The 22719-nt window shown below is 72.6% G+C and carries 19 protein-coding genes; 12 read left to right on the plus strand and 7 right to left on the minus strand.

What is annotated here, in order from left to right; translation table 11 throughout:
• Positions 1 to 75 precede the first annotated feature (75 nt).
• The 7 genes from AB0B33_RS14895 to AB0B33_RS14925 all read left to right on the plus strand — a co-directional run bounded on the left by AB0B33_RS14895 (position 76) and on the right by AB0B33_RS14925 (position 7569).
• Positions 76 to 2793, plus strand: coding sequence for an HAD-IC family P-type ATPase (locus AB0B33_RS14895; RefSeq protein ID WP_360771309.1), 2718 nt, complete (start codon positions 76 to 78; stop codon positions 2791 to 2793).
• 29 nt (positions 2794 to 2822) lie between these two features.
• Complete coding sequence (locus AB0B33_RS14900) at positions 2823 to 3410, plus strand: hypothetical protein (protein ID WP_360771312.1); 588 nt, start codon at positions 2823 to 2825, stop codon at positions 3408 to 3410.
• A gap of 42 nt (positions 3411 to 3452) precedes the next feature.
• Positions 3453 to 4136 (plus strand): CBS domain-containing protein, encoded by a 684-nt coding sequence (locus AB0B33_RS14905; protein ID WP_360771315.1) that lies wholly within the window; start codon positions 3453 to 3455, stop codon positions 4134 to 4136.
• A 223-nt stretch (positions 4137 to 4359) separates the two neighbouring features.
• Entirely contained in the window at positions 4360 to 5184 is an 825-nt protein-coding gene (locus AB0B33_RS14910; protein ID WP_360771318.1) for a universal stress protein, read from the plus strand.
• A gap of 80 nt (positions 5185 to 5264) precedes the next feature.
• Positions 5265 to 5705 carry a flavodoxin domain-containing protein gene (locus tag AB0B33_RS14915; protein WP_360771320.1) on the plus strand — a complete coding sequence of 147 codons (441 nt, stop codon included), beginning with the start codon at positions 5265 to 5267 and terminating at the stop codon, positions 5703 to 5705.
• The gene (locus AB0B33_RS14920; RefSeq protein WP_360771322.1) at positions 5702 to 6667 is read left to right on the plus strand and encodes a universal stress protein; all 966 of its coding nucleotides are present in this window, start codon (positions 5702 to 5704) and stop codon (positions 6665 to 6667) included. Before AB0B33_RS14915 ends, AB0B33_RS14920 begins: the two co-directional genes overlap by 4 nt.
• Positions 6664 to 7569 carry a universal stress protein gene (locus tag AB0B33_RS14925; protein ID WP_360771325.1) on the plus strand — a complete coding sequence of 302 codons (906 nt, stop codon included), beginning with the start codon at positions 6664 to 6666 and terminating at the stop codon, positions 7567 to 7569. Before AB0B33_RS14920 ends, AB0B33_RS14925 begins: the two co-directional genes overlap by 4 nt.
• A 35-nt stretch (positions 7570 to 7604) precedes the next feature.
• Here the strand turns inward: AB0B33_RS14925 and AB0B33_RS14930 are convergent, their stop codons facing one another.
• The 3 genes from AB0B33_RS14930 to AB0B33_RS14940 all read right to left on the minus strand — a co-directional run bounded on the left by AB0B33_RS14930 (position 7605) and on the right by AB0B33_RS14940 (position 9389).
• A complete protein-coding gene (locus tag AB0B33_RS14930) occupies positions 7605 to 8591 on the minus strand; it encodes a hypothetical protein (protein ID WP_360771328.1) in 987 nt (328 codons plus the stop codon).
• Between the two features lie 115 nt (positions 8592 to 8706).
• Entirely contained in the window at positions 8707 to 9180 is a 474-nt protein-coding gene (locus tag AB0B33_RS14935) for a DUF5994 family protein (RefSeq protein ID WP_360771331.1), read from the minus strand.
• A complete protein-coding gene (locus AB0B33_RS14940) occupies positions 9177 to 9389 on the minus strand; it encodes an RGCVC family protein (protein ID WP_360771334.1) in 213 nt (70 codons plus the stop codon). The genes AB0B33_RS14935 and AB0B33_RS14940 overlap by 4 nt, the downstream gene beginning before the upstream one ends.
• A gap of 385 nt (positions 9390 to 9774) precedes the next feature.
• Here AB0B33_RS14940 and AB0B33_RS14945 point away from each other — a divergent pair, with 385 nt between their 5' ends.
• Genes AB0B33_RS14945 through AB0B33_RS14955 form a run of 3 tightly spaced genes read left to right on the plus strand, consistent with a single transcriptional unit; the run spans position 9775 to position 13396 of the window.
• Positions 9775 to 10899 carry a glycosyltransferase gene (locus tag AB0B33_RS14945; protein ID WP_360771337.1) on the plus strand — a complete coding sequence of 375 codons (1125 nt, stop codon included), beginning with the start codon at positions 9775 to 9777 and terminating at the stop codon, positions 10897 to 10899.
• A complete protein-coding gene (locus AB0B33_RS14950) occupies positions 10896 to 11915 on the plus strand; it encodes a hypothetical protein (RefSeq protein WP_360771340.1) in 1020 nt (339 codons plus the stop codon). Before AB0B33_RS14945 ends, AB0B33_RS14950 begins: the two co-directional genes overlap by 4 nt.
• Positions 11912 to 13396, plus strand: coding sequence for a glycoside hydrolase family 130 protein (locus AB0B33_RS14955; RefSeq protein WP_360771343.1), 1485 nt, complete (start codon positions 11912 to 11914; stop codon positions 13394 to 13396). Before AB0B33_RS14950 ends, AB0B33_RS14955 begins: the two co-directional genes overlap by 4 nt.
• Positions 13397 to 13484: 88 nt before the next feature.
• Here AB0B33_RS14955 and AB0B33_RS14960 read toward each other — a convergent pair whose 3' ends face one another.
• Both AB0B33_RS14960 and AB0B33_RS14965 read right to left on the minus strand, forming a co-directional pair.
• On the minus strand, positions 13485 to 13880 hold the full coding sequence (locus AB0B33_RS14960) for a hypothetical protein (protein WP_360771346.1): 396 nt from the start codon (positions 13878 to 13880) through the stop codon (positions 13485 to 13487).
• Positions 13877 to 14722, minus strand: a complete 846-nt coding sequence (locus AB0B33_RS14965; protein WP_360771349.1) for a hypothetical protein — start codon at positions 14720 to 14722, stop codon at positions 13877 to 13879. Before AB0B33_RS14965 ends, AB0B33_RS14960 begins: the two co-directional genes overlap by 4 nt.
• 380 nt (positions 14723 to 15102) lie before the next feature.
• Here AB0B33_RS14965 and AB0B33_RS14970 point away from each other — a divergent pair, with 380 nt between their 5' ends.
• Both AB0B33_RS14970 and AB0B33_RS14975 read left to right on the plus strand, forming a co-directional pair.
• Entirely contained in the window at positions 15103 to 16179 is a 1077-nt protein-coding gene (locus tag AB0B33_RS14970) for a hypothetical protein (protein ID WP_360771352.1), read from the plus strand.
• A gap of 381 nt (positions 16180 to 16560) precedes the next feature.
• Positions 16561 to 18270 carry a hydrogenase maturation protein gene (locus AB0B33_RS14975; RefSeq protein WP_360771355.1) on the plus strand — a complete coding sequence of 570 codons (1710 nt, stop codon included), beginning with the start codon at positions 16561 to 16563 and terminating at the stop codon, positions 18268 to 18270.
• 55 nt (positions 18271 to 18325) lie between these two features.
• On the opposite strand, the gene AB0B33_RS14980 is transcribed toward AB0B33_RS14975, so the two are convergent.
• Positions 18326 to 19369, minus strand: coding sequence for an acyl-CoA desaturase (locus tag AB0B33_RS14980; RefSeq protein ID WP_360771358.1), 1044 nt, complete (start codon positions 19367 to 19369; stop codon positions 18326 to 18328).
• Positions 19370 to 19487: 118 nt separating this feature from the next.
• Complete coding sequence (locus AB0B33_RS14985) at positions 19488 to 22688, minus strand: glycosyltransferase (protein ID WP_360771361.1); 3201 nt, start codon at positions 22686 to 22688, stop codon at positions 19488 to 19490.
• Between the last annotated feature and the right edge of the window lie 31 nt (positions 22689 to 22719).

A 22719-nucleotide genomic window follows, 5' to 3' on the forward strand; every position in this document is an offset into this window, starting at 1 on the left:
GCCCTGTGCCCGGCACCTCGATCACCTGGAGGATCGGGACGAAAGGTTCGCCACGGCCGTCGAAGGGAACCGATCATGCGAGTGCCGGCACCGGCCCGGCCGGGTGGCCAGGCCGACACCGCCGGCCGGGCACCGGCGCACGCGCTGGACGCGGCCGAGACGATCACCCTGCTCGGGACCGACGGGCGAACCGGGCTGACCGAAGCCGAGGCCGCCGCCCGCAACGTCCACAACGGACTGAACGTGCTGCCGGCCGGCCGGCCCACCAGCGCGCTCGGCCGGTTCTTCCGCCAGTTCGAGGATCCGCTCGTCTACGTCCTGCTCGCCTCGGCCGCCGTGACCCTGAGCCTCGGCCAGCTGGTCGACTCGAGCGTCATCTTCGCCGTGGTGCTGCTCAACGCGGTCGTCGGGCTGCTCCAGGAGTCGCGGGCCGAGCACGCGCTCGCCGCGTTGGCCGGCATGGTGACCACCGAGGTCCGGGTGGTGCGCGGTGGTGCACCGATCCGGCTGAGCGCCGAGCAGCTGGCCACCGGGGATCTCGTCCGCCTCCGCGCCGGGGACAAGGTCGCGGCGGACTCGCTCTTGATTTCGGCGCACACCCTGCAGATCGACGAATCCGCGCTCACCGGCGAGGCCGCACCCGTCACGAAGGTGCCCGGCGCGCTCCCCCGGGCCACCGCACTCGCCGACCGGCGGAACATCGCGCACGCGGGCACCGTGGTGACGCGGGGCGAGGGCACGGCCGTCGTCGTGGCGATCGGCGCCGCGACCGAACTGGGGCTGATCAACCAGCTCATGACCGCCACCGGGGTGCCGACCACGCCGCTGACCCGCAAGCTGGCCGGGTTCAGCCGCCGGCTCTCGATCGGCATCGTGGCGCTGGCGGTCGTCCTGTTCCTCGTCGGCCTGCTGCGGGGCTACCGCGCCGGGGAGATGTTCACCGCGGCGGTGACGATGGCGGTCGGCGCGATCCCCGAAGGCCTGCCGGCCGCGGTGTCGATCGTCCTGGCCATCGGCGTCGTCCGGATGGCCCGGCGCGGCGCGATCGTCCGGCGGCTGCCGTCGGTGGAGACCCTGGGCAGCACCACGGTCGTCTGCACCGACAAGACCGGTACCCTCACCACCAACCGGATGACGGTGACCACCGTGTTCGCCGGCGACCGCACCCACGAGTGGACCGGTGGCGCCCCGCTCCCGCCGGCCCTGCGGGAGTGCCTGCTCACCGGAGTCCTCTGCAACGACGCGCAACCCGCCGACGGCACGGCCACGGCGATCGGCGACCCGACCGAAACCGCCCTCCTCACCGCGGGGCGGGAGGCGGGGCTGGACGTCGGCGCGGAACGGTCGGCCCGGCCGCGCGTCGACGTGCTGCCCTTCGAATCCGGCCGGAACCTGATGGCCACCGTGCACCGGACCGCCGACGGCCGGCTGAGCGGATACCTGAAGGGAGCTCCCGAAAAGGTGCTCGCACTGTGCCACGACCAGCTGCGGGAAGACGGCGCCGTCGAACCGCTGCAGCGGGAGTCGCAACGGGCGACGGCGGAAGTCCTCGCCCGCCGCGGACTGCGGGTACTGGCTTTCGCGACGTTCACCCCGGTGGGCGAAGACGCCTTCCCCGCGGGCGCGCCGCCGGCGGAGCTGACCCTCGCCGGCTTCCAGGCCATGCACGACCCGCCCCGTCCGGCCGCGGTGGCCGCCGTCGCCGCGTGCCGGCGAGCCGGGATCGCGGTCAAGATGATCACCGGTGACCACGGCGAAACCGCACGGGCGATCGCCCGGAACTTCGCGCTGACCGACGGCGAACCGGTGGTCCTCACCGGTGCCGAAATCGCCGTCACCCCGGACGAAACCCTCGCCGGTGTGGACGTGTTCGCCCGCGTTTCCCCGCAACAGAAACTGCGGCTGGTCACCCTCTTGCAGGAGCGCGGCAACGTCGTCGCCATGACCGGGGACGGGGTGAACGACGCCCCCGCTCTGCGCAAGGCCGACATCGGGGTCGCGATGGGCCGCAGCGGGACCGAAGTCGCCAAAGAAGCCGCCGACATGGTCCTCGCCGACGACGACTTCGCAACCGTCGAAGCCGCCGTCGAAGAAGGCCGGGCAGTGTTCGACAACATCCGCAAGTTCATGGCCTGGACGCTGCCGACCAACATCGCCGAAGGACTGGTCATCCTGGTCGCGATCGTGCTCGGCGTCCAGCTGCCGATGCTGCCGGTCCAGGTGCTGTGGATCAACATGACCACCGCGGTCTTCCTCGGCCTCGCGCTGGCGTTCGAACCGAAGGAAGCGGGCATCATGGCCCGCCGCCCCCGCCCACCGGGACAGGCGCTGATGACCGCCGACCTGCTCCGGCGGATCACGCTCGTGTCGGTCATCCTCGTCGCCGGGTCCTTCGCGGTGTTCACCTGGCAGCTGCGAACCGGCGCCTCCGTCACCGAAGCGCGCTCGATCACCGTGACGGTGTTCGTGTTCGCGCAGATCGCGTACCTGTTCAGCTGCCGGTCCCTCGACCGGTTCCGGCCGACCGGGTGGAACCCCTGGGTGTTCGGCGGTGTCGCCGTGATGATCGCGCTGCAGGTGTCGATCCTCTACTTCCCGCTGATGAACGAGCTGTTCCACACCGGGCCGCTGACCATCGGGAGCTGGCTGCTGGTGCTCGGCCTCGCCGTCACCACGTTCCTGGCCGCTGAGCTCGACAAGTTCCTCTGGCGCCCCCGGCGCCGCGGTCCCGGTTCCCCAAGCCCCTCCGAAAAGGGGACTTCGGCACCTGCGCCGGCCGCCACGACGGGCTGATACTCCGGGTGACACCGAAGGAGCCCCTCATGTCCATCCGGGACCGCAGTCCGTCCACGCAAACGTTCCTCTCCGACCGGCCGGCGAACGAGGCGGCCGAACCGGGCCGCCGCCCGGCGCTGGCGATCCTGCGCATCGTCCTGGGGCTGACCTTCCTGTGGGCGTTCTTCGACAAGGCGTTCGGGCTGGGGTACGCCACGAGCCCGGCGCAGGCCTGGGTCGGCGGCGGGTCGCCCACCAAGGGTTTCCTGGGACACGTGCAGGTCGGCCCGCTGCAGTCGATGCTCCGGGACTGGGCGGGCACCGGCTGGGCCGACGGGCTGTTCATGCTGGCCCTGCTCGGCATCGGGCTCGCGTTGCTGCTCGGGGTGGGCCTGCGCCCGGCCGCCGTCGCGGGCACGATCCTGCTCGCCTTGATGTGGATCGCCGAATGGCCGCTCGCCCGCACGACCTCGGACGGCACGGCCACCTCCTCGACCAATCCCTTGCTCGACTACCACCTCGTGTACCTCGTCGCGATCGTCGTTCTGGCCGCCTTCGCGGCCGGCGACACCTGGGGCCTGGGTCGCCGCTGGGCGAGGCTGGAACTCGTCCGGCGCAACAGCTGGCTTCGCTGAGCACCGCCACTTCGTCCACAACGGACACCGGAAGAAGGAACCATGCGCACCAGCACGACCGTCGGCCACGTCATGACCCGGGAAGTGATCACCGCGACGCCGGCGACGTCGTTCAAGGACCTGGCCGGCATGATCGTCACCGACCGCGTCAGCGCGGTCCCGGTCGTGAGCCCCGGCGGCGGCCTGCTCGGCGTCGTGACCGAAGCGGACCTGCTGTGCCGGCAGGCACACGAGGACGACGCCCTCGGCGCGAGCTGTCCGCACTTCGCCGGCCACCTGACGCGGGAGGACTGGCGGAAGGCGGCCGCGCAAACCGCGGCCACGCTGATGTCCGCGGCGCCGCGGACCACCACCCCGGGCGCCACCCTGCCGGAGGTCGCGCGGCTGCTCACGACGAGCGGTGTCCGCAGGCTGTTCGTGCTCGACGGCGGGCAGCTGGTCGAGGTCGTCGCGCGGCGGGACCTCTTGCGCACGTTCCTCCGCACGGACGAAGACCTGCGGGCCGACGTCGACCGCACCGTGTTCGAGGACGCGCTGCACGCCGACCAGAACAGCGTGCTCGCGAGCGTCGAGCACGGCGTGGTCCTGCTGACCGGCCGGCTCGAGTACGAAGCCGACGTGGCCACCGCGCAACGGCTGGCCCTCGCCGTTCCCGGCGTGGTCGGGGTCCGGAACCGGATGGACTTCGTCTGGCGGGGCGAGGGACCGCAGCACGCCGGCGGCTGACCGCTGTCTCCGCCCGGTGAGCGCGGTCGGAGGGCAGCACGCCCCAGCCGGGTGCGACTGGGCGGCTCCGGGGACGGCCGCGTTGTCCCTCTCCGGCAGCAGCGATTCCGTTCGGCGGATTTGGTCACCCGGCGAAAGGTCTTCGTGCTCTCCCGCGAGGACGCGGCGGAGGACATGCTGGCAGGGCCGCCGTCCGGGCGGCGCCGGAGGGCAGGAGTCGGCGATGTCCGAACAGACGAAGGCCGCGGTGATCGCCGGGGTGGATGCCTCGGAAGGGTCGCTGCGCGCGGTCCGGTGGGCGGCGCGGGAAGCGGCTCGGCGCACCACGGGACTGCGGTTGCTCCACGCCTGCGTGGTCGATCCGGGCGACGGGGCCGAATTCCTGCCCGAACACGTGACCCGGCGGACGCGCCACGCGGCGAAGATCGCCCGCACCGCGGCACCGGGCCTCGAAGTCGAAATCGACGTTCGGCTCGGCCTCGCGGTCGACCTGCTGCTCGCCGAGTCCGTGACCGCCCCCTTGCTCGTGCTCGGCTCGCACGGCCTCGGCGGACTGCGGGGCGTCCTGGTCGGTTCGGTCGCCCTCCGGGTCGCCGCGGCCGCGAAGTGCCCGGTGGTCGTCTTCCGCGGGCACGCCGACCCGCGGGGCCCGGTCGTGGTCGGCGTGGACTCCTCACCGGCGAGTGCGGAAGCGCTGCACTTCGCCGCCGACGGGGCGGCCGCGCGTGGCGTACCGCTGGTCGTGGCGCACGCCGCACGCCAACGAGCACCCAGCATCGAACCCTCCTTCGCCGACCAGCAGGCCGAGGACCGGCGCAAGGTCGAGGAGCTGGTCGCCGGCTGGTCACGGAAGCACGCCCGGCTGGAGATCACGACGCGGGTCGTCGACGACGGTGATCCGTCGCGTGCGCTCATCGGGATCACGCCCGCCGCCCAGCTGATCGTGGTCGGCAGCCGCGGTTGCGGCCCGCTCGCCGGTGCCCTGCTGGGATCGACGGGCAACGACCTGCTCGCGCACGCCACCTGCCCGGTCGCCGTCGTCCACTGAGCGGGTGGCGGAGCCTTTCGCCGGTCCGCCGAGGTCGTTGGCCTCTGCTCACGAAGCCGCGGACGCGCGAGGCTGACACCATGAGAATCCTCGTTGCGGTGGCCACCCGGCACGGCGCCACCCGGGAAATCGCCGAGCACCTCGCCACCTCGCTCGGCTCCGCGCTGACCGACGCCGGAGTGGTGCCCGACGTCGAGGTGCGCGACGTCGGGCTCGTTTCTTCGCTCGAGGGCTTCGACGCCGTGGTCCTCGGCAGCTCCGTGCACCGGGGACAGTGGCTCGACCCGGCCCGGAAGTTCGCTGAGTCCTTTTCGGACGGTCTGCGGTGGCTACCGGTCTGGCTGTTCTCCCGCGGTCCGGTGGACGAGCGGGACGAACCCGCCCGCGAAGTCGTCCGGCAGCTGGCGGCCCGCGACCACCGGGTGTTCGACGGAACCGCCGACCGGCCGCTGATCCGGGCCTGGGGCCACGAGATCGGCGCGATCCTGGCCACCGCGGCCGTCGCCCGGAGTACGTCGTGACCACGTCACCGGGAGTCCGGCCGGCACCGCTCGACGGACGGCGGGCGGCCCGGGCCACGCACGGCGCCGTCGTCGCCGGGGTCGACGGCTCGTCCTCCGCGCTGCGCGCCGCGGTCTGGGCCGGTACCGAAGCGCTCCGGCGAAACCGGCCACTGCGGCTGGTGCAGGTCTACGCGTTGCCGCCGGTCCGCGCGCCGATCGCGGTCGGGGCCGGCGAACAGGTGCGCGCCGGCCTGGCCGAGTACGCCGAAGGCCGGCTAGGCGAGGCGCGGGCCGCGGTGCTCGCGCAGTCTCCCGGCCTCGACATCGGGGTCGCCGCGCGGGAATGGAACCCGGTCGCGGCCCTCGTCCAGGAGTCACGGCACGCGGAGCTGGTGGTCCTGGGTTCCCGCGGCCTCGGCGGGTTGACCGGGATGCTCGTGGGCTCGACGGCCGTTTCCGTGGTCGCGCACGCGCACTGCCCGATCGTGGTGGTGCGTGGCCGGCGGCCGCAGGATCCGCCACCGGACACCGGCCCGGTCATCGTCGGCACGGACGGCTCGTCCCCCAGCGACGGCGCACTGGCGTTCGGCTGTGAGGAGGCACGGTTGCGCGGCGCCGGGCTGACCGCGGTGCGCACCTGGAGCGACATCGTCGCCGGCGGAGTGCTCCGGGCGCATCCGCTGCAGGACGACCCCGCCGAGCTCGAACAGGTAGAACGCGCCAGGCTCGCCGAGCAGGTGCGGCCCTGGCAGGACAAGTACCCGGACCTCACGATCGACCTCGAGGCCGCCCGTGGCCGCCCGGTCCGGACGCTGCTCGAGCGCGCGGAGCACGCGCAGCTGATCGTGGTCGGCAGCCGGGGCCGCGGTGGCTTCACCGGGATGCTGGTCGGCTCGACCAGCCAGGCGCTGATCGTGCACTCGCCGTGCCCGGTCGCGGTGATCCGGCCCCACGACGCGGAAAGCGAGGAGGTCCGGTGAAGGACCGGAACCGCACGATCGTCGTGGGGACCGACGGCTCGGCAGCCTCGGCGACGGCGGTGTCGTGGGCCGCCGAGCTCGCCTCCTCCCGTCATCTCGACCTCGAGATCGTGCACGGCCTGCAGATCGCGGCGCTCGGTCACGGCGGCGGCCGGCCGGGCACGGACGTCCTGGTCGAGGCGGTCCGCCAGGACGGCGAACGCGTCGTCGCCCTCGCCCGGACGCTGGCCGCCCAGGTCGATCCGGATCTGGTGATCACCACGGAGACGCCGATCGAGGCGCCGGCGCCGCTGCTCGCCGAACGTTCGCGGCGGGCCCGGCTGGTCGTCGTCGGCGCGACCGGCTCGAGCGGCCTCGCCGGGATGCTGCTCGGCACCACGACGGCCACCCTCGTGAACCACGCGCACTCCCCGGTGGCGGTGATCCGGGGCCGGCGAAGCTCGGCACCCGGCTCGGAGCCGGGGCCGGTGGTGGTCGGGGTCGACGGGAGCCCGCCGAGCGAGCTGGCGATCGCCGCGGCGCTCGAGGAGGCCTCGTCACGCGGTGCGCCGCTCGTCGCGGTGCACGCCTGGAGCGACGTCGCCGACGAAGACTTCTCCGCCACCATCCGGATCATGCCGCGGTGGGCGGCGGTGAAGGACGACGAGGAGCGGCTGCTCGCGCAGCGGCTGGCGGGCTGGCAGGAGAAGTACCCGGACGTCGAAATCCGCCGTGTGCTGCGTCGCGACCGCCCCCGGCACGCCTTGCTCGAAGCCGCGGAGAAGGCCCAGCTGGTCGTCGTCGGCAACCGCGGGCACGGCGGGTTCACCGGGATGCGGCTCGGTTCGACCGGCCAGGCGCTCGTGCAGCACGCCGGCTGCCCGGTGCTCGTGGTCCGTCCGGAGGACCCGGTCGCGGAATGAAGCACCGGACCGTTGCCCGGCCGCCGCCTCGTCGCTCACCGCACGGGAGCATCCGGGGTGACACGGCGGGTCAGGACGTCGGCCACGGCTCGTCGTGCCGTCGTCGCCGTCGGCTGGCCGTAGCCGACGCGCAGCAGTGTGTGGACCTGCCCGTGACCGTCGAAGATCCGGTCGAGCGCTTCCCGGGTCTGCGGTGTCTCGAAGGGCTGCGACAGGAACGAGGTCGCCAGGCCCGCCGCGGTAGCGGTGAGGAGCACGTGCTGCATGGCCATCCCGGCCCGGACCTCGGCGTGCGGCCCGCGGTCCCGGGTGAGGACGGCGGCCAGCAGCGGGTCCTGCTCGAACTCGCGCGGCGGCAGCTCCTGGTTGGCGTGCGAGGCACGCAGCGACACCGCTCTGGCCCCGTACGGCGGAGGCCCGGAGGCGCTCGCCGGCACGCCGTCCGGGGCCGCGGTATCGCGGCGCATCCAGGACGCGGTCTCAGTCTGGAACGCGAGATCGTTCCGCTGCAGTGCTTCGGCACGGCGCACCAACGTCGTGACGGTGGAGAAGTGCCCGGCCTCGTCGAGGTATTCCACCTGCCCGCCTTCTTGCAGCGCGGCCGACTTCAGCGCGACGCGGGCGACGGGCGGCACCAGCCGGTCCAGGAAGGGCCTGCGGTTGGTGTGCCGCCGGAAAACGGCCGCGGCGAGATCGCGGTCGGTCTGCGTGACCCTCCGGTTGCCGTCGAGCCGGATCACGGCCAGCAGGTCGGGTGCGTCCGGATCCGGGATCGTCCGGACGGTCGTCGCGATCCCGCCGGCTCCCAGGTGGACGGCCGCGTTGAACGCGGCCGCGCCACAGGACAGCCGTGCTTCGCGCGCGAGCGGATCCGCCACCGCGAGCACGCGCTCGCGATCCAGCCACACCTCGATCGCTTCGCCCTCGAGCACGAACCGCCAGGGCTGGGTGTTGTGCGGAGACGGTGCGAGGACGGCCGAGGCGAGGGCCTGCTCGAACATCGTCGGGTGCGGTCGGCTCATCGCGCGCTCCGGACGTCGGGATCCTGTATCACTCCAGCATCGCGGATGGCGGCCGTCCCGCGCGCCGGCCGTTGGTCACCGGTGGCCGGGACCTATGGCCCGTGGGCGGTGGCGCTCAAGCCGTCCCGGTGGGCGGGCCGAGGACGCCGCTGGTGGTCAGGATCAGCTCGGCGGAACCCACCGCGTCCGGCGCGGCGGCCGCTTCCAGCGCCCGCTCCGCCGCGGCCGGGTCGGCGCCGGCCGGGACCACCAGCAGGGTCAACCGGCGGATGCGCGGTCCGATCACGACGATCGTGTGCCGATCCAGGCCGAAGAACCCCGCCAGCCGGACGGAACCGCTCCCGAGCGCGAGCGTCCGGGGAGCCAGATCCCACACACCCGGGTTGAAGCCGATCCGGTCGACCGGGCCGGAGTCCGCGGCGAGGGCGGTGACCAGGGCGCTGAATTCCGCGACCGGCTCCCGCGAGCGTGGCCACCAGCCGCCGTCGAAGCAGCCCTTGACCGCACCCGGCGGTTTCAGCCGCAGCCGCTGCTCGACGGCCGGGGAGCCGACCACGGGCCCCGCGGTGCTCTCCGACCAGAACGTCATTTCCGGACTCGCATCGCGGCGGTGGCTTTTTCCGATCCGCCCGAACAGACGCAGCCGCGGGTGATCGCGCCCGCCTGCGTTGCCGCGCAGAATCGGCGCGCGATCACGTCGTGCGATTCGGCAGGATGGGGGCACACCGCACAGGCGGTCACCACCGGATCGCCGATTTCCGCGACGGCGACGCCCGATTCGACATCGATACCCGACATACCGGATTCTCCTTTTTTTCGGATGGCCGACCACGCGGGCGCGGTCCGCTGATCAGACGAGAAAAGTCAGGATTCGCTGGATATTCCGGCGTCGGATCCCGGCTCCACCGAATACGCCGGGGTCCGGGACGATACCTCCACCTTACGCGCCGTGCCGGCCACACCCACGCTCCGGCCCCGGCCGCCGAACGCCCCTCGAAAAAAGGTCTCACGACTCTAGGCCCGGGCCGCGTGGGGAAACAGAGTCACGGCATGACCTCGGCGTCGCCCCGGACACGAGGACGACGTACCGCGGCCGCGGTACGTTCCCCCGCCCGGTGAGCCCGAGCGCCACCGTTCAGCCGTTCCCGGCTGCCGCGTGCAGCCTCCGACCCGAAGGGCCCGTGTGCTTACGTTCGGTCTTCTGAGTACTTATCCGCCCACGCTCTGCGGCCTCGCCTCGTTCACGGCCTCGCTGCGCGCCGCGTTGCCGCCTGGCTCCGCGGGCGGGGTGGTCCGCGCGGTCGAGTCCGCGGCTCCCACGGGCGGCCCCGAGGTGGCCGGGGACCTGATCGCCGGCTCGCCGGCGAGCTGCCGCGCGGCGGCGGCCCTGCTCGACCGGGACGACGTGGCGATCGTCCAGCACGAATACGGCATCTACGGCGGCCCGGACGGCGAAGACGTCCTGCGCGTCCTGGAACTGCTGCGCGTGCCGGCGATCGTCGTGCTGCACACCGTCCTCAGCGCGCCGACACCGCACCAGCGCGTGGTCCTCGACCGCGTGCTCGCCACCGCGGCCGCGGTCGTGGTGATGAGCGAGACCGCGCGGGCCCGGCTCGTCGCCGGCTACGACGTCCCCGCCGGCCGGCTCGTGGTGATCCCGCACGGTGCCCCCGACCACGGCGGCCCGGCGGCGGTGCCGCACCACAGCCAGCACCGCCAGATCCTGACGTGGGGCCTGCTCGGTCCCGGCAAGGGCATCGAATGGGGCATCGAGGCGATGGCGCTGCTCCCCGCCCAGTGGCCGGAGCCGCGCTACCTGGTGGCCGGCCGCACCCATCCGAAGGTGCAGGCGCAGCAAGGGGAAAGCTACCGCCGGTCGCTGCAGCTGCGGACCGAGCGGCTCGGCGTGCGGGACCGGGTCCGGTTCGACGCCCGCTACCTCGCTGCCGCGTCGCTGCGGCGCCTGGTGGCCCACGCGGAGGTGGTCCTCCTGCCCTACGACTCCCGCGAACAGGTCACCTCGGGGGTGCTCATCGAAGCCGTCACTTCGCGGACACCGGTCGTGGCGACCCGCTTCCCGCACGCCGTCGAGCTGCTCTCCGGCGGTGCGGGCCTGCTCGTGGACCACCGGGATCCGGCGGCCATCGCGCACGCGCTCCAGGAGATCCTCACCGACCGGGCCGCGGCGGGCCGGATGGCCGCGGCCGCCGGCATCGTCGCCGGTGACCTCGGCTGGGCGTCGGTGGCCGCGCAGTACAGCCGGCTCGGCGCCGAGCTCGTCTCCGCCCGGCCCCGGGTCGTGGCGTGATGCTGGACGACCGGCACCTGCTGCGCATGTCCGACGACGTCGGTCTCTTCGAGCACGCGTGCGGGGCCATCCCGCGTCGCGAGCACGGCTACTGCCTCGACGATGCCGCTCGCGGCCTGGTGGTGCTGAGCCGCGAGCAGGACCTGCCCCCCCAGCTGTCACGGGTGCAGGAAACGCTGTTCGCCTTCACCGCGCACGCGCACGAGCACGGCCGCTTCCGCAACCGGCTCGGCTACGACCGCCGCTGGCAGGACGCCCCCGGTCTCGGTGACTGGTGGGGCCGCGCGCTCTGGGGACTCGGCAGCACGGCAGCGCACGCCGGACGCGCGTGGCTGCGCACCGAAGCCCGGCTGCTGTTCGACGCGGGCGCCCGCCGCCGGTCTCCGGACCTGCGCGCGATGGTGTTCGCCGCGCTGGGCGCCGCCGAGGTGCTCACCCGGTTCCCGGCGGACGTGCCGGCGCGGGCGCTGCTCGGCGCCGCTGTCACGGCGATCGGGCCGGTTCCGCCCGGCCGGGACTGGCCGTGGCCCGAGCCCCGGCTGGCATACGCCAATGCCGCGGTCGCCGAGGTCCTGATCGCCGCCGGCGCACTGCTGCCCGATTCCGGCGCACTCGCCGACGGCCTGCGTGCCCTGGACTGGCTGGCGGACCGGCAGACCCGGGAGGCCCGGTTGTCGGTGGTGCCCACCGGTGGCTGGGCACCGAGCCAGTCGCCGCCCGGATTCGACCAGCAGCCGATCGAGGTGGCGGCGCTCGCGGCGGCCTGCGCCCGGGCCCACGCGGTCACCGGCGACGCCCGCTGGGCGTCCATCGTGGAGCTGGCCCGTGCCTGGTTCCTGGGGGCCAACGACGCCGGCGTGCCGTTGCTGGACCGGGACACCGGCGGCTGTGGCGACGGGCTCCGCGCCGACGGCGTCAACCGCAACCAGGGTGCGGAATCGACGCTGGCGATGCTCGCGACGTTCCAGCTCACGCGGCTGCGCACCGGCGCGCTGACGGGCGTCGGTACGGCGTGATCGGCGAGAGCGCGGGACTGGTGACCCGGCACCCGGCCGGGTTCCGGCCCGACCCCACGCGAGTGGTGACGAAGCTGTTCGTGCCCGGCGAGGAGGCACCGGAGACCCGGTCACGGGCGGGTGCGCTGATCGCGCGCGTCCTCGCCCTGCCGGCAGGTTCGATCGATTCCACAGTGGACCGGGTACTGGCCGGTTTCGCCGGCCGCCACCGGGATCTGCTCGCGGTCCTCGAGCACAACGCGTCGATCATGAGCCACCGGCTCGTCGATCCCCGCTCTCTCGACGCTCGGCGCCGGCTGCTCCTCGGCGCGTACTTCACGCACGAGTACGCGGTCGAGGCGGCCGCGCTGTGCAACCCGTCCCTGGTGGCGCACCCCCGGCAGGACGGGCTGTCGCCCGGTCAGGTGCGAGTGGTGCTCAGCCTGCGCGGGATCGGCGAAGGACACATCTCCTCGATCGGGTTCGCCACCGGCGTCCTGGGGCCCGGGACACGCGCGGAGTGGCATTCCCGGACCGGTCCGGTGAGCACGGGTGAGCGCCAGCCGGACTCCTGGAGCCGCTCGTGGCTGCGCGCCGCCCTGGACCACGACGACTGCGACAACGAGATCACCGCCACCGTGACCGCGACCCTCCCCGATCCCTTCGGCCAGTCCGACCTCGACCACGCGCTCGCCACCCTCGATCCGCGCCTGCTCGAACGCGCCGGGGCGGCCGGCACGACCCAGCGCATCCGCGAACTCGCCGCCTCCGGCTACACGGTGAGCTTTCCCGGCGACACCGATCTCGCGCAACGGCTGTTGTGGCCGGTCGGCGCGACCGAAAGCCACGGCATGGAAGACGCCCGCTTCGTCCGCTTCACCGCCGACACGGGCGAGACCGGATATCGGGCCACCTACACCGCGTACAACGGCGCCACCGTGGCACCCCAGCTGCTGGAAAGCGCCGACCTGACGTCGTTCAGCGCGTTCGCCCTCACCGGACCGGCGGCCCGCAACAAGGGCATGGCGCTGTTCCCCCGGCTCGTCGGCGGCACGCACTTGGCGTTGTGCCGCGGAGACGGGGAAACGACGAGCCTGGCGACCTCGTCCGACGGCCGTTCGTGGTCCGGCGAAGTGCCGTTGCACGGGCCGACGGCGGCCTGGGAGCTGCTGCAGGTCGGCAACTGCGGCTCGCCGCTGGAAACGTCGGCGGGCTGGCTGGTGCTCACCCACGGCGTAGGGCCGATGCGGACCTACGCCATCGGCGCCCTCCTGCTCGACCTCGCCGACCCGGCCCGGATCGTGGGCGCGCTGCCCGAGCCGCTGCTCGTGCCGGACGAGGACGAGCGTGATGGCTACGTCCCCAACGTCGTCTACTCCTGCGGCGGGATGATCCACGACGGCACGCTCTGGCTGCCCTACGGCAGCAGCGACGCCCGGGTCGCCCTGGCCACCGTACCGGTGGACGCCCTCGTCGCCCGGCTCCGGGAAGCGGGTTCCTGACCGCGCACCCGTTCGCCCTGCTCGTCGAACAGCCCGGGGGGAACGGCCGGAGCCGTCCCTCTCGGGCTGGGTTCAGCGAGATCGGTGATCAGGCGAAGCACACGACGATGAAGCCGGCCGTACCGCCGATGCCGTTGAGCCCCGGGACGCCGTTCGCCGTCATGAGGACGTCGGTGCCGCCGCCACCGGTCACGGTGCCGGAGCTGCCGACGCCACCGGCGCCGAGAGTCCCGCCGGCGCCGCCGGCGCCACCGGCGGCCGGGTTGCAGCCGTTGCCACCGCTGCCACCGGTGCCGCCGTTGCCACCGGTCACGGTGAGGCTGTCGTCGTTGAGCCCGCCGTTGACGGTCCCGCTGGTGCCGACGCCGCCGGCACCACCGGCGCCGCCACCACCGCCGGCGCCACCGATCTGGCCACCGCCGATGCCGTTGCCGCCCTTGCCCGCGGTCCCGCCGAGACCCCCGGCCCCGCCCGTGACCTTCAAGGTGTCATTGCCCGCGTCGCCGGTGACGGAACCGGAACTGCCGATCCCGCCCGCTCCCCCGACGCCGCCGAAACCGCCCGCGCCACCGCCGTGACCCGCACCGGCGTTCCGCCCGCGCTGCCATTGGCTCCGGCGCCACCGGCCACCGTGGTGCCGTCGAGGCCGTCGTCACCGCTGACGATCCCCGAACTGCCGAGACCGATCCCGCCCACGCCGCCCGCGCCGCCGACGCCGCCGACGCCGCCGGTTCCGGCGCTGGGTCCGCTCGCGCCGCCGAGCGCACCGGCCCCACTGGCGCCACCCGCGCCACCGGTGACCTTCACCGTGTCGTTGCCGAGGCCGCCGTGGATGACGCCGACGCCGGCCTGGCCGCCCGCGCCGCCGACGCCACCGGCACCACCCGCTCCGCCGAGGACTCCGGCTCCGCCGCTGCCGCCGAGGCCACCGGTCCCACCGGCGCCACCGGTGGCGGTGACGCTGTCGGCGCCGTCCCCGCCGTTGACCGTCCCCGTGCCGGCCAGCGCGAGGCCACCCACGCCGCCTGCCGCGCCGGCACCGCCGGCGAATCCGGCCGGGCTGGTGCTCGTGCCGGACCCACCCGCGCCGCCGGGAGCACCGGTGGTGCCCGCCGTGCCGTTCATGGTGATCGTGTCGTTGCCGGCCAAGGCGTCGATGGTGCCGCTCATGGGCCCACCGGTGACGGTGACGAAGTCGTTGCCGGCGGTACCGGTGAGGAACTGCCCGGCGGCAATGCCCGCGGTGCAGGTGAGGGTGTCACCGGAACCGTTGAAGACACGGGTGCAGCCGACCGGGTCGGCGTGCGCGGCGCCAGGGACGATCAAGGCGAACCCCGCGGCGGTGCCCAGTCCGATGAGGCCGGTACGGGTTCGACGAGCCGTAGTGGTACGTGCGCTTGATCTCATGGGAAAACCTTCATGGTGTCGAGTGGATCCGGGCTGAAGCCACGGAACCGGGAGTGCGGCCGGGAAACCACTTTGACGATGGCGTTTCCGCGCCGGATATCCGGCACAGGTTCCGCCGGCACTCCCAAGACCCACACTCGCCCCGTCGCGGATCCTTGGCAACCAAACGACGATAGTTCACTCCCCTGCGAGGACGTTCCCCCAATACCGGCGTCGAATCCGAAGCCAAACCATCGATTTCCATCGAATCCGATTAATCACACAGCGGCCCGGATCGAAAACAATTCACATCGGTCCGAATGTGGCAGCTGAACCGTTTGCTTGCCGCCATTCAGGGGACCCGGGTATCGATCATCCGGCGGCCGAGGATAGACTATCGGCTGTTACCCCGGACCTCGGTACCTGGCCTGTCCGCCGCGATTGCGGCACAGATCACCAGCCGAGGTCTTTTTTCGTGGACCGATCCAACGCGGCCCGCACTATCCTGTTCCAGGAAAGAAATAGTCATGCGACGCATCCACGCCATAGCCAGGACCATGTTCGGAGCCACCATCGCGGCCGGAGGCCTGATCGCGCTGGCCCCGGCGGCGCAGGCCATCACCATTCCGGTGGCCTGCAGCGAAAACGCCCTCGTCGCGGCGGTCAACCTGGCCAACTCCACCCCCACCTCGGACACCCTCGTCCTGGCGGGCGGCTGCACCTACGGCATGACCACCGCCCACGGCGGCGCCGCGAACGCGCTCCCGGTGATCACCACCCCGATCGAAATGATCGGCCCCGCCACCGTCACCAACGCCTCCCTGCTGGGCCTGGGGCTCTTCCGCATCGCCGAAGTCGGCCCGACCGGCAGCCTCACCCTCACCACCGGCGTCGCGTTCACCCGCGGCAACGTGCTCGGCAACGGCGGCGGCGTCCTCAACCGCGGCGCGGTCACCCTCACCGGAAGTACGTTGACCGGCAACACCGCCTCCGGCAACGGCGGTGGCCTCGCCAACGCCGACACCCCCACCGGTACCGCACCCGCCGCGACGTTCACCAACAGCCCGCTGTCGGGCAACACCACCCTGCTCGGCGACGGCGGCGCCGTCTACAACGGACTCCGCGGCACCCTGACCGTCACCGGCGTCACCGGCAGCCCCCTGTTCGTCACCGGCAACAGCGCCGGACGCGGCGGGGGAATCTCCGCGGTCGGCTCCACCGCCACCACCCTCACCCAGACCGCCGTGACCAACAACCACGCACTGCTGCTCCTGGGCGACTCCGGCGGCGTCTACCGCCAGGGCGGCACCATGACCACCACCAACACACCCATCACCGCCAATACCCCCAACAACTGCGTCGGCAGCGTTCCGGCCGTCCCCAACTGCACCGGATGACCAGCACACCGAACACCCCAGCCCGCGAACAGATCCAACCGAACACGAAGGAGAACCCATCATGGGCATCGTCATCGTCGGCGGCTTGATCGACTCCGTCATCGGCATCGTCAACGGCGCCGTCGTCGCCATCACCAGCGCCGCCGGCGCCGTCCTCCTCCCCCTCCTGCCGCTGTAGCGCCCCAGCTCGACCACCACGACCCCCGCAGGCCACCCGGCCGGCGGGGGTCGTCCGGATAGCCCTGGTCGGCCGAACGTGTCCACCCCTTTGGCCGCGTCACCGGGGTCGCGGCGCCGAGTACCGTCGACCGGCCGCTCGTTGCCTCTTGCCGAACGTCCGGCAGCTCAGGTCGGCTCGAGGACCGCGTGATCGGAGGCCCGGTGAAGATCCTGCTGCTGTGCTCCGCGTTCAACGGCCTCAGCCAGCGCGCTTGGGCCGGTCTACGCGCTCGCGGTCACCGCGTCACGGTCCGGCCGGTGCACGACCCGCCGGAGATGACCGCCGCGGCCGCGGCCGTCGATCCCGAGTTGATCATCTGCCCGTTCCTGCGCCGGCGGGTGCCGGAACCGGTCTGGCGGAGATACCGCACGATCATCATCCATCCCGGCCCGCCGGGGGACCGCGGCCCGTCCGCGCTCGACTGGGCGATCATGGACGCCGAGCACACCTGGGGCGTGACCGCCCTGCAGGCGACCGGCGACCTCGACGGCGGGCCGGTCTGGGGCACGCGGGTGTTCCGGATGCCGGCCGATCCACCGCGCAAGAGCACCCTCTACAACACCGAGGTGTCCGACGCCGCGATGAGCCTGATCGACGAGGTGGTGGCCAAAGCCGAAGACACCGGCTTCACGCCGCGAAGCCAGGACCGCCGGCGGCCCGGCGCGGTGGGCGGGCTCCGCCCCCTGGTCCGGCAGGCCGACCGGTCCTTCTCCTGGGCGGACCCGGCCGACCACATCCTGCGTCGCATCCGCGCCGCGGACGGCCGTCCCGGAGTGCACACGGAGCTGGCCGGTGTGCCGGTCGCGGTGTTCGACGCCCATCCCGGCGAACCCTCGCCCGGCGAACCCGGCACCATCGCGGCACGCAGTGCCGGCGCGGTGCTGGTCCGCACCGGCGATGGCGCGCTGTGGATCGGGCACGCGCGGCGGCTGGCCCCCGAGGCCCCGGGCACGACGGTCAAGCTCCCCGCCGCACTCGCGCTCGGTGGCGTTCCCGAGGCACCGCAGATCGCGGACCCGCCGAGCCTTCGGGAGGTCGGCTACCGGCGTTTCGGCGAAGTGGGGTTGGTGCGCTTCGAGTTCTACAACGGCGCGATGTCCACCGCGCAGTGCCGGCGGCTGGCCGCGGCCGTGCGCCACGCGGCCGCGCAAGACACCGCTGCCGTGGTCCTGGCCGGCGGCGAGGTGTTCTCCAACGGCTTGCACCTGGGTGTCATCGACGCCCATCCGGATCCCGCGGCGGAAGCCTGGCGGAACATCACCGCGATCGACGACCTCTGCCGGGAGATCATCGCCTGCACCGGCCAGCTCGTGGTGTCCGCGCTCGCCGGCGACGCGGGCGCGGGTGGGGTGATGCTGGCCCTCGGCGCGGACCGGGTGATCGCCCGGGACGGCACCCTGTTCAACCCGCACTACCGGAAGATGGGCCTGTACGGCTCGGAGTACTGGACCTACGTGCTGCCGCACCGGGTCGGCGGAGCACAGGCGGACCGGCTCACCACGCACTGCGAGCCGGTCACCGCCGCCGAAGCGGCCCGGATCGGGATGGTCGACGAACTCGCCGCGAGCGACCGCGCCGAATTCCTCGCGACCGCGCTGGACTACGCCACCGAACTGGTCGCCGGCGGGCGCGCGAGGGCGCTGCTCGACCGCAAAAGAGCCACCCGGACGGCCGACGAGCAACGCCGGCCGCTGGAAACCTACCGGGTACGGGAACTCGCCGAGATGAGCCGCGACATCTTCGACGACCGCCACGGTTTCGCCCACGCCAGGCGCACTTTCCTCACTGGCAGGCCCGCCGGCCCGACCGGACCGGAACCGTCCCGGCTGCCCGGCCCACGTCTCCCCTGGCTGAGCGGCACTTTCACGTGAAAGTGCCGCTTCTCGCGGCCGACCGCGGGATTGCGGCGGTGGGGTCAGGCCGCGGCTACCGGGCGGGTGCGCTCTTCGCACGGAGTGGCGCGCTCGCGTCGTGCAGGTGTCGCAGGACGTAGTGGTAGGTCTTCAGCAGTCCGCACTGGGCGTAGTCGATCCCGTGGTCGGCGCAGAACGCTCGCACGAGCGGCTGCGCGCGGCGCAGGTTGGCGCGCGGCATGCTCGGGAACAGGTGGTGCTCGATCTGGTAGTTCAACCCGCCGAGCGTGAAGTCGACCCACGGACCGCCGCGGACGTTGCGGCTGGTGAGCACCTGCTTGCGCAAGAAGTCCAGCTGCGTCTTGTCGGTGAAGGTGGGCATGCCCTTGTGGCCCGGCGCGAACGAGCACCCCAGGTAGACGCCCCACAGCCCCTGGTGCACCGCGATGAACGCGACCGCCACCGGCGGCGACAACACCACGAACAGCGCACCGAGGTACACACCGACGTGGGCGATCAGCAGCACCGCCTCGAGCCGGCGCGCTTTGACCTCGCCGCGCCACACCGCTTGGATGCCGGCCCAGTGCAGGCTCAGCCCTTCCAGCAACAGCAACGGGAAGAACAGCGCCGCCTGGTGCTTCGAAGTCCAGCGCACGAACCCGCTCTTGCCGACCGACTGTCCCCGGGTGAAGGCGAGCAGCGGGATGTCGATGTCGGGATCGTCGCCTTCGTGGTTGGGATTGGCGTGGTGCCGGCGATGCTTGCCCATCCACCAGCCGTAGCTCATCCCGACTACGACACCGAAGGCGTAGCCGGCGCGATCGTTGGCCTGCCCGGTGCGGAAGATCTGGTTGTGCCCGGCGTCGTGGCCGAGGAAAGCGATCTGGGCGAACACCACCGCGAAGAAGACCGCGGTGGCCAGCTGCCACCACGAATCGCCCAGCACCACGAATGCCACGCACCCGCCGACCAGCGCGAGCAGCGTGAGACCGGTTTTCACCGCGTAGTAGCCGCGGCGACGGTCGAGCAGGCCTTCACCCCGCACGAGGCGAACAAGTTCACTGAAGTCGTCACGCGACTTCGCGCGAACATCGACGCTCTCCGGAGATACAACCATGGAAGCCTTTCCCCAAGTCATGGCGCCGGGGACCGGGGCGACCACTGGTGCACTTACTCCTCCGGGATTCCCCGCAGAATCCCCGCTAAACGAGACAAGATCGACACCACGAGGATCGTCAGACGCCCGCCGGAACGACCGCGGGAACGACCGGCTTCCGGCGGCCACCGGGAACGAGCCGCGGGGGACGGCGGGCCGCCAGGTCCTCGACCCAGCCGAAGGCGAGCACGGCCACGGCCGTGAGGACGGCCGATGTCGCCAGCCGAACCGGCAGCGAAGACCAGCCGAGCCAGTCGTCGACGGGATAGGAAACGTCGATGGCGACGTTGTGCCACAGGTAGATCGTCACCGCACGCGCGTTGAGCACGGTCACCAGCCGGCCGAGCACCGGCGTCCGGTCCAGCCAGGCGAGCTTGGGCGACACCCGCAGGAACACGAGGATCGCGGCGGCGGAGATCAGCGCCTGCCCGAGCGGGATCTCGTTGAGGTCGAACGTCCCGTCCGGCAGCGGGTGCCCCGCCGTCCACCAGGCGCCCAGCCCCACCGCGGCAGCGAACAGTCCCGCCAGCACGGCCGGACGAATCCGGCGGAGCAACCCTTCCCGGTGGGCGAAGCCCAGCATCCAGCACGCCCCGAAGGTGACGAAGTCCAGCACCCCCTCGCCGACCGGCCCCGAATCGGCCAGCGGGGAGCCCAGTACGGCGTCCACCGCGACGAAGACCAGCGGGGCGAGCACGGTGACGACCGGCCGGCGGCGGAACGCGAGCAGCAGCAGCGGGCTGAGCAGCACGAACCACAGGTAGGCGCGGAGGTACCACAGCGCCACCGTGAAGTCCGCACCCCAGAGACTGCCGGGCGGGTCCAGGATCGGGAACACCCAGAGCACCATCCGCGGCCAGCTCAGGGCGAGGTCGCCGGTGTCCCGGGCCCAGCCGTGCGCGAGCATCAGCCCGACCGCGACCAGGCCGAAGAGCCACAGCGGGGGCAACAGCCGGCGGATGCGGTGGCCGACGACGTCCACCGCGGGTGTGCGGCGCAGTGAGCTCACCATCAGGGAACCGCCGAGCGCGAACATCACGCCCATGGACGGGAAGGCGAGGCTCAGCCACCCCCAGCCCGTGGCGTGGTAGAGCACGACCCGCACCAGCGCGACCGCGCGCAGGCTGTCGAGCCACCGGTCACGGCGCCCCGGCGGCGGGGGTTCGGCGGCCGGAGCGACCCGAGGCTCGACCGGCTCGGCGGGCGCCACCCCGGCCCGCACGGTCGCCCGCAGCGCACCGATGCGGTGCATCCGCTGCCAGCGCACGAGAATCCCGGACACCGCCGCGCCCAGCGACTGGATGAGGACCACGTACATCAGCTGGCGGTAAACCAGCTGCTGCATCGGGATCAGCCACAACGCACTCTTCGGCTCGCCGTCGAGGTGGAAGGCGTACGCGGCGCCCGCGCTCTGCAGCAGCATCACCGACAGCCAGAGCACGAGCGTCGTCCCGGGATCGAGGAAGAACAAGCCGTAGACGAAGAAGACGTCGATCAGCGGCGCGGTCACCGGCAGCACGATCTGGAACGCGAGGACGTGCAGGAGCCCGAACCGGCCCAGGCGGCCCGCCGTGCCCCGCTGGACGACCGCCCGGCGGTGCCGCCACACCGACTGCATCGTGCCGTAGGTCCAGCGGAACCGCTGCTGCCACAGCTGCCGCAGGGTCGCCGGGGCCTCGGTCCAGGCGACCGCATCGTCCACATAGGCCATCCGCCAGCCGGCCCGGCCGATCCCGATGGTCAGATCGGTGTCCTCGGCCAGGGTCAGCGAGCTCAGGCCACCGGCATCGGCGATGGCGGCACGCCGGAACGCGCCCGCGGCACCCGGGATCGTGCAGATCGACCCGGTCAGGTCGTGCATGCGGCGGTCCACGCTGAACCCGATGACGTACTCGATGTGCTGCAGCCTGGTCAGGAAGGTGTCGCGGTTGACGATCTTCACGTTGCCGGACACCGCCCCGATCCCGGGCCGGGCGAAGGGTTGCACCAGACGCCGGACGGCGGTGGGTTCGAGCACGGTGTCGCCGTCGACCATGACGATGAGGTCGTACCGGGCGTGCGCGATCCCGGCGTTCAGCGCGGCCGCCTTGCCCTGGTTGCGCTGGCGGAGGACCCGTACCCCGGGGAGGGCGAGCGCTTCGACGAGATCGGCCGTGCCGTCGGTGGACCCGTCGTCGACGACCACGACCTCCACCGGGTGGTCACTGGCCAGGATGGACCGCAGCGCCACTTCGATGTTGGCCGACTCGTTGTAGGCGGGCACGACGACCGAGACCGGTTCGGCCACCGGGGGTCCCCAGCTCCAGCGCGGATGGCGGCGCTGCCGGGCGTGCCTGCCCGCGTAGCCGAGCATCAGCAGCAGCCGGAGGATCACCAGTACGCCGACGCCCAGCAGGATCCACTGCAGCCAGGCGACCACGGTGAGGGAAACGCCGATGGCGCCCAGCAGGATCTCGCCGGTCACCCGGTCCCGCGCGGTGGCGGGCTGGTTGGCCGGGGCCATCCCGACCGCGGCGGTGACGGTGGCGAAGTGGTAGCCCTGCTGTTGCAGGCGCGGGATCAGCAGGTCCAGCGCCGCGACCGTCTCGGACCGGTCGCCGCCGGCGTCGTGCAGCAGCACGATGGAACCCGCGTCCGAGGGCGGTGTGGCGTTGTGCACGATCGCGGCGACCCCCGGCCGCGCCCAGTCGTCGCTGTCGGTGTCGGTGAAAACGCTGAGGTAGCCGCGCGCCGCAGCCGACTGCACGGTGCGGTAGCCGAGGTCGTCGACCGCGGAGACACTGGAGGAGTACGGCGGGCGGAAGAGGTTGGTGGTCAGGCCGGTGCTGCCGGCGAGCACCATTTCCGTCTGGTCCAGCTCCCGGTCCAGCCGCCACGGGGAGACGTCCACCAGGTCGGGGTGGGTGAAGGTGTGCAGCCCGATCTCCGAACCGGAGTCGTGGATCCTGCGGAGCAGTTCCGGATGGCGCGATGCCATCGAGCCGGCCACGAAGAAGGTCGCGGGCACTTGGTGCTTGCGCAGGATGGAGAGGATCTGGGGCGTCCAGGTCGGATCGGGGCCGTCATCGAAGGTCAGTGCGACGGTCTTGGCGGCCGGTGCCCGCGAGACCACCGGAGACCGGGCCGCGTCGACCACCGCGCCACCGTCGATCACGGCGGCGGGCACCGACGAGGTGCCCACCGGGTCGTGCGCTTTGGCGTCGTTGCTGACCTGAGAGCTCGCCAGCCCCGCGATGACCAGCATCACCGACAGCAGGGCCACCGCGATGCCCGCGAACACCCAAGGCAGCCGGAGGCGGCCTCGCCACCTC

It is taken from the genome of Amycolatopsis sp. NPDC049159, assembly GCF_040648295.1.
Lineage (GTDB): Bacteria > Actinomycetota > Actinomycetes > Mycobacteriales > Pseudonocardiaceae > Amycolatopsis > Amycolatopsis pretoriensis_A.

Coding starts and splice junctions, on each gene's coding strand:
- AB0B33_RS14895 (WP_360771309.1), top strand. CDS start 76: ATGCGAGTGCCGGCACCGGCCCGGCCGGGTGGCCAGGCCGACACCGCC.
- AB0B33_RS14900 (WP_360771312.1), top strand. CDS start 2,823: ATGTCCATCCGGGACCGCAGTCCGTCCACGCAAACGTTCCTCTCCGAC.
- AB0B33_RS14905 (WP_360771315.1), top strand. CDS start 3,453: ATGCGCACCAGCACGACCGTCGGCCACGTCATGACCCGGGAAGTGATC.
- AB0B33_RS14910 (WP_360771318.1), top strand. CDS start 4,360: ATGTCCGAACAGACGAAGGCCGCGGTGATCGCCGGGGTGGATGCCTCG.
- AB0B33_RS14915 (WP_360771320.1), top strand. CDS start 5,265: ATGAGAATCCTCGTTGCGGTGGCCACCCGGCACGGCGCCACCCGGGAA.
- AB0B33_RS14930 (WP_360771328.1), bottom strand. CDS start 8,591: ATGAGCCGACCGCACCCGACGATGTTCGAGCAGGCCCTCGCCTCGGCC.
- AB0B33_RS14935 (WP_360771331.1), bottom strand. CDS start 9,180: ATGACGTTCTGGTCGGAGAGCACCGCGGGGCCCGTGGTCGGCTCCCCG.
- AB0B33_RS14940 (WP_360771334.1), bottom strand. CDS start 9,389: ATGTCGGGTATCGATGTCGAATCGGGCGTCGCCGTCGCGGAAATCGGC.
- AB0B33_RS14970 (WP_360771352.1), top strand. CDS start 15,103: ATGTGGCAGCTGAACCGTTTGCTTGCCGCCATTCAGGGGACCCGGGTA.
- AB0B33_RS14980 (WP_360771358.1), bottom strand. CDS start 19,369: ATGGTTGTATCTCCGGAGAGCGTCGATGTTCGCGCGAAGTCGCGTGAC.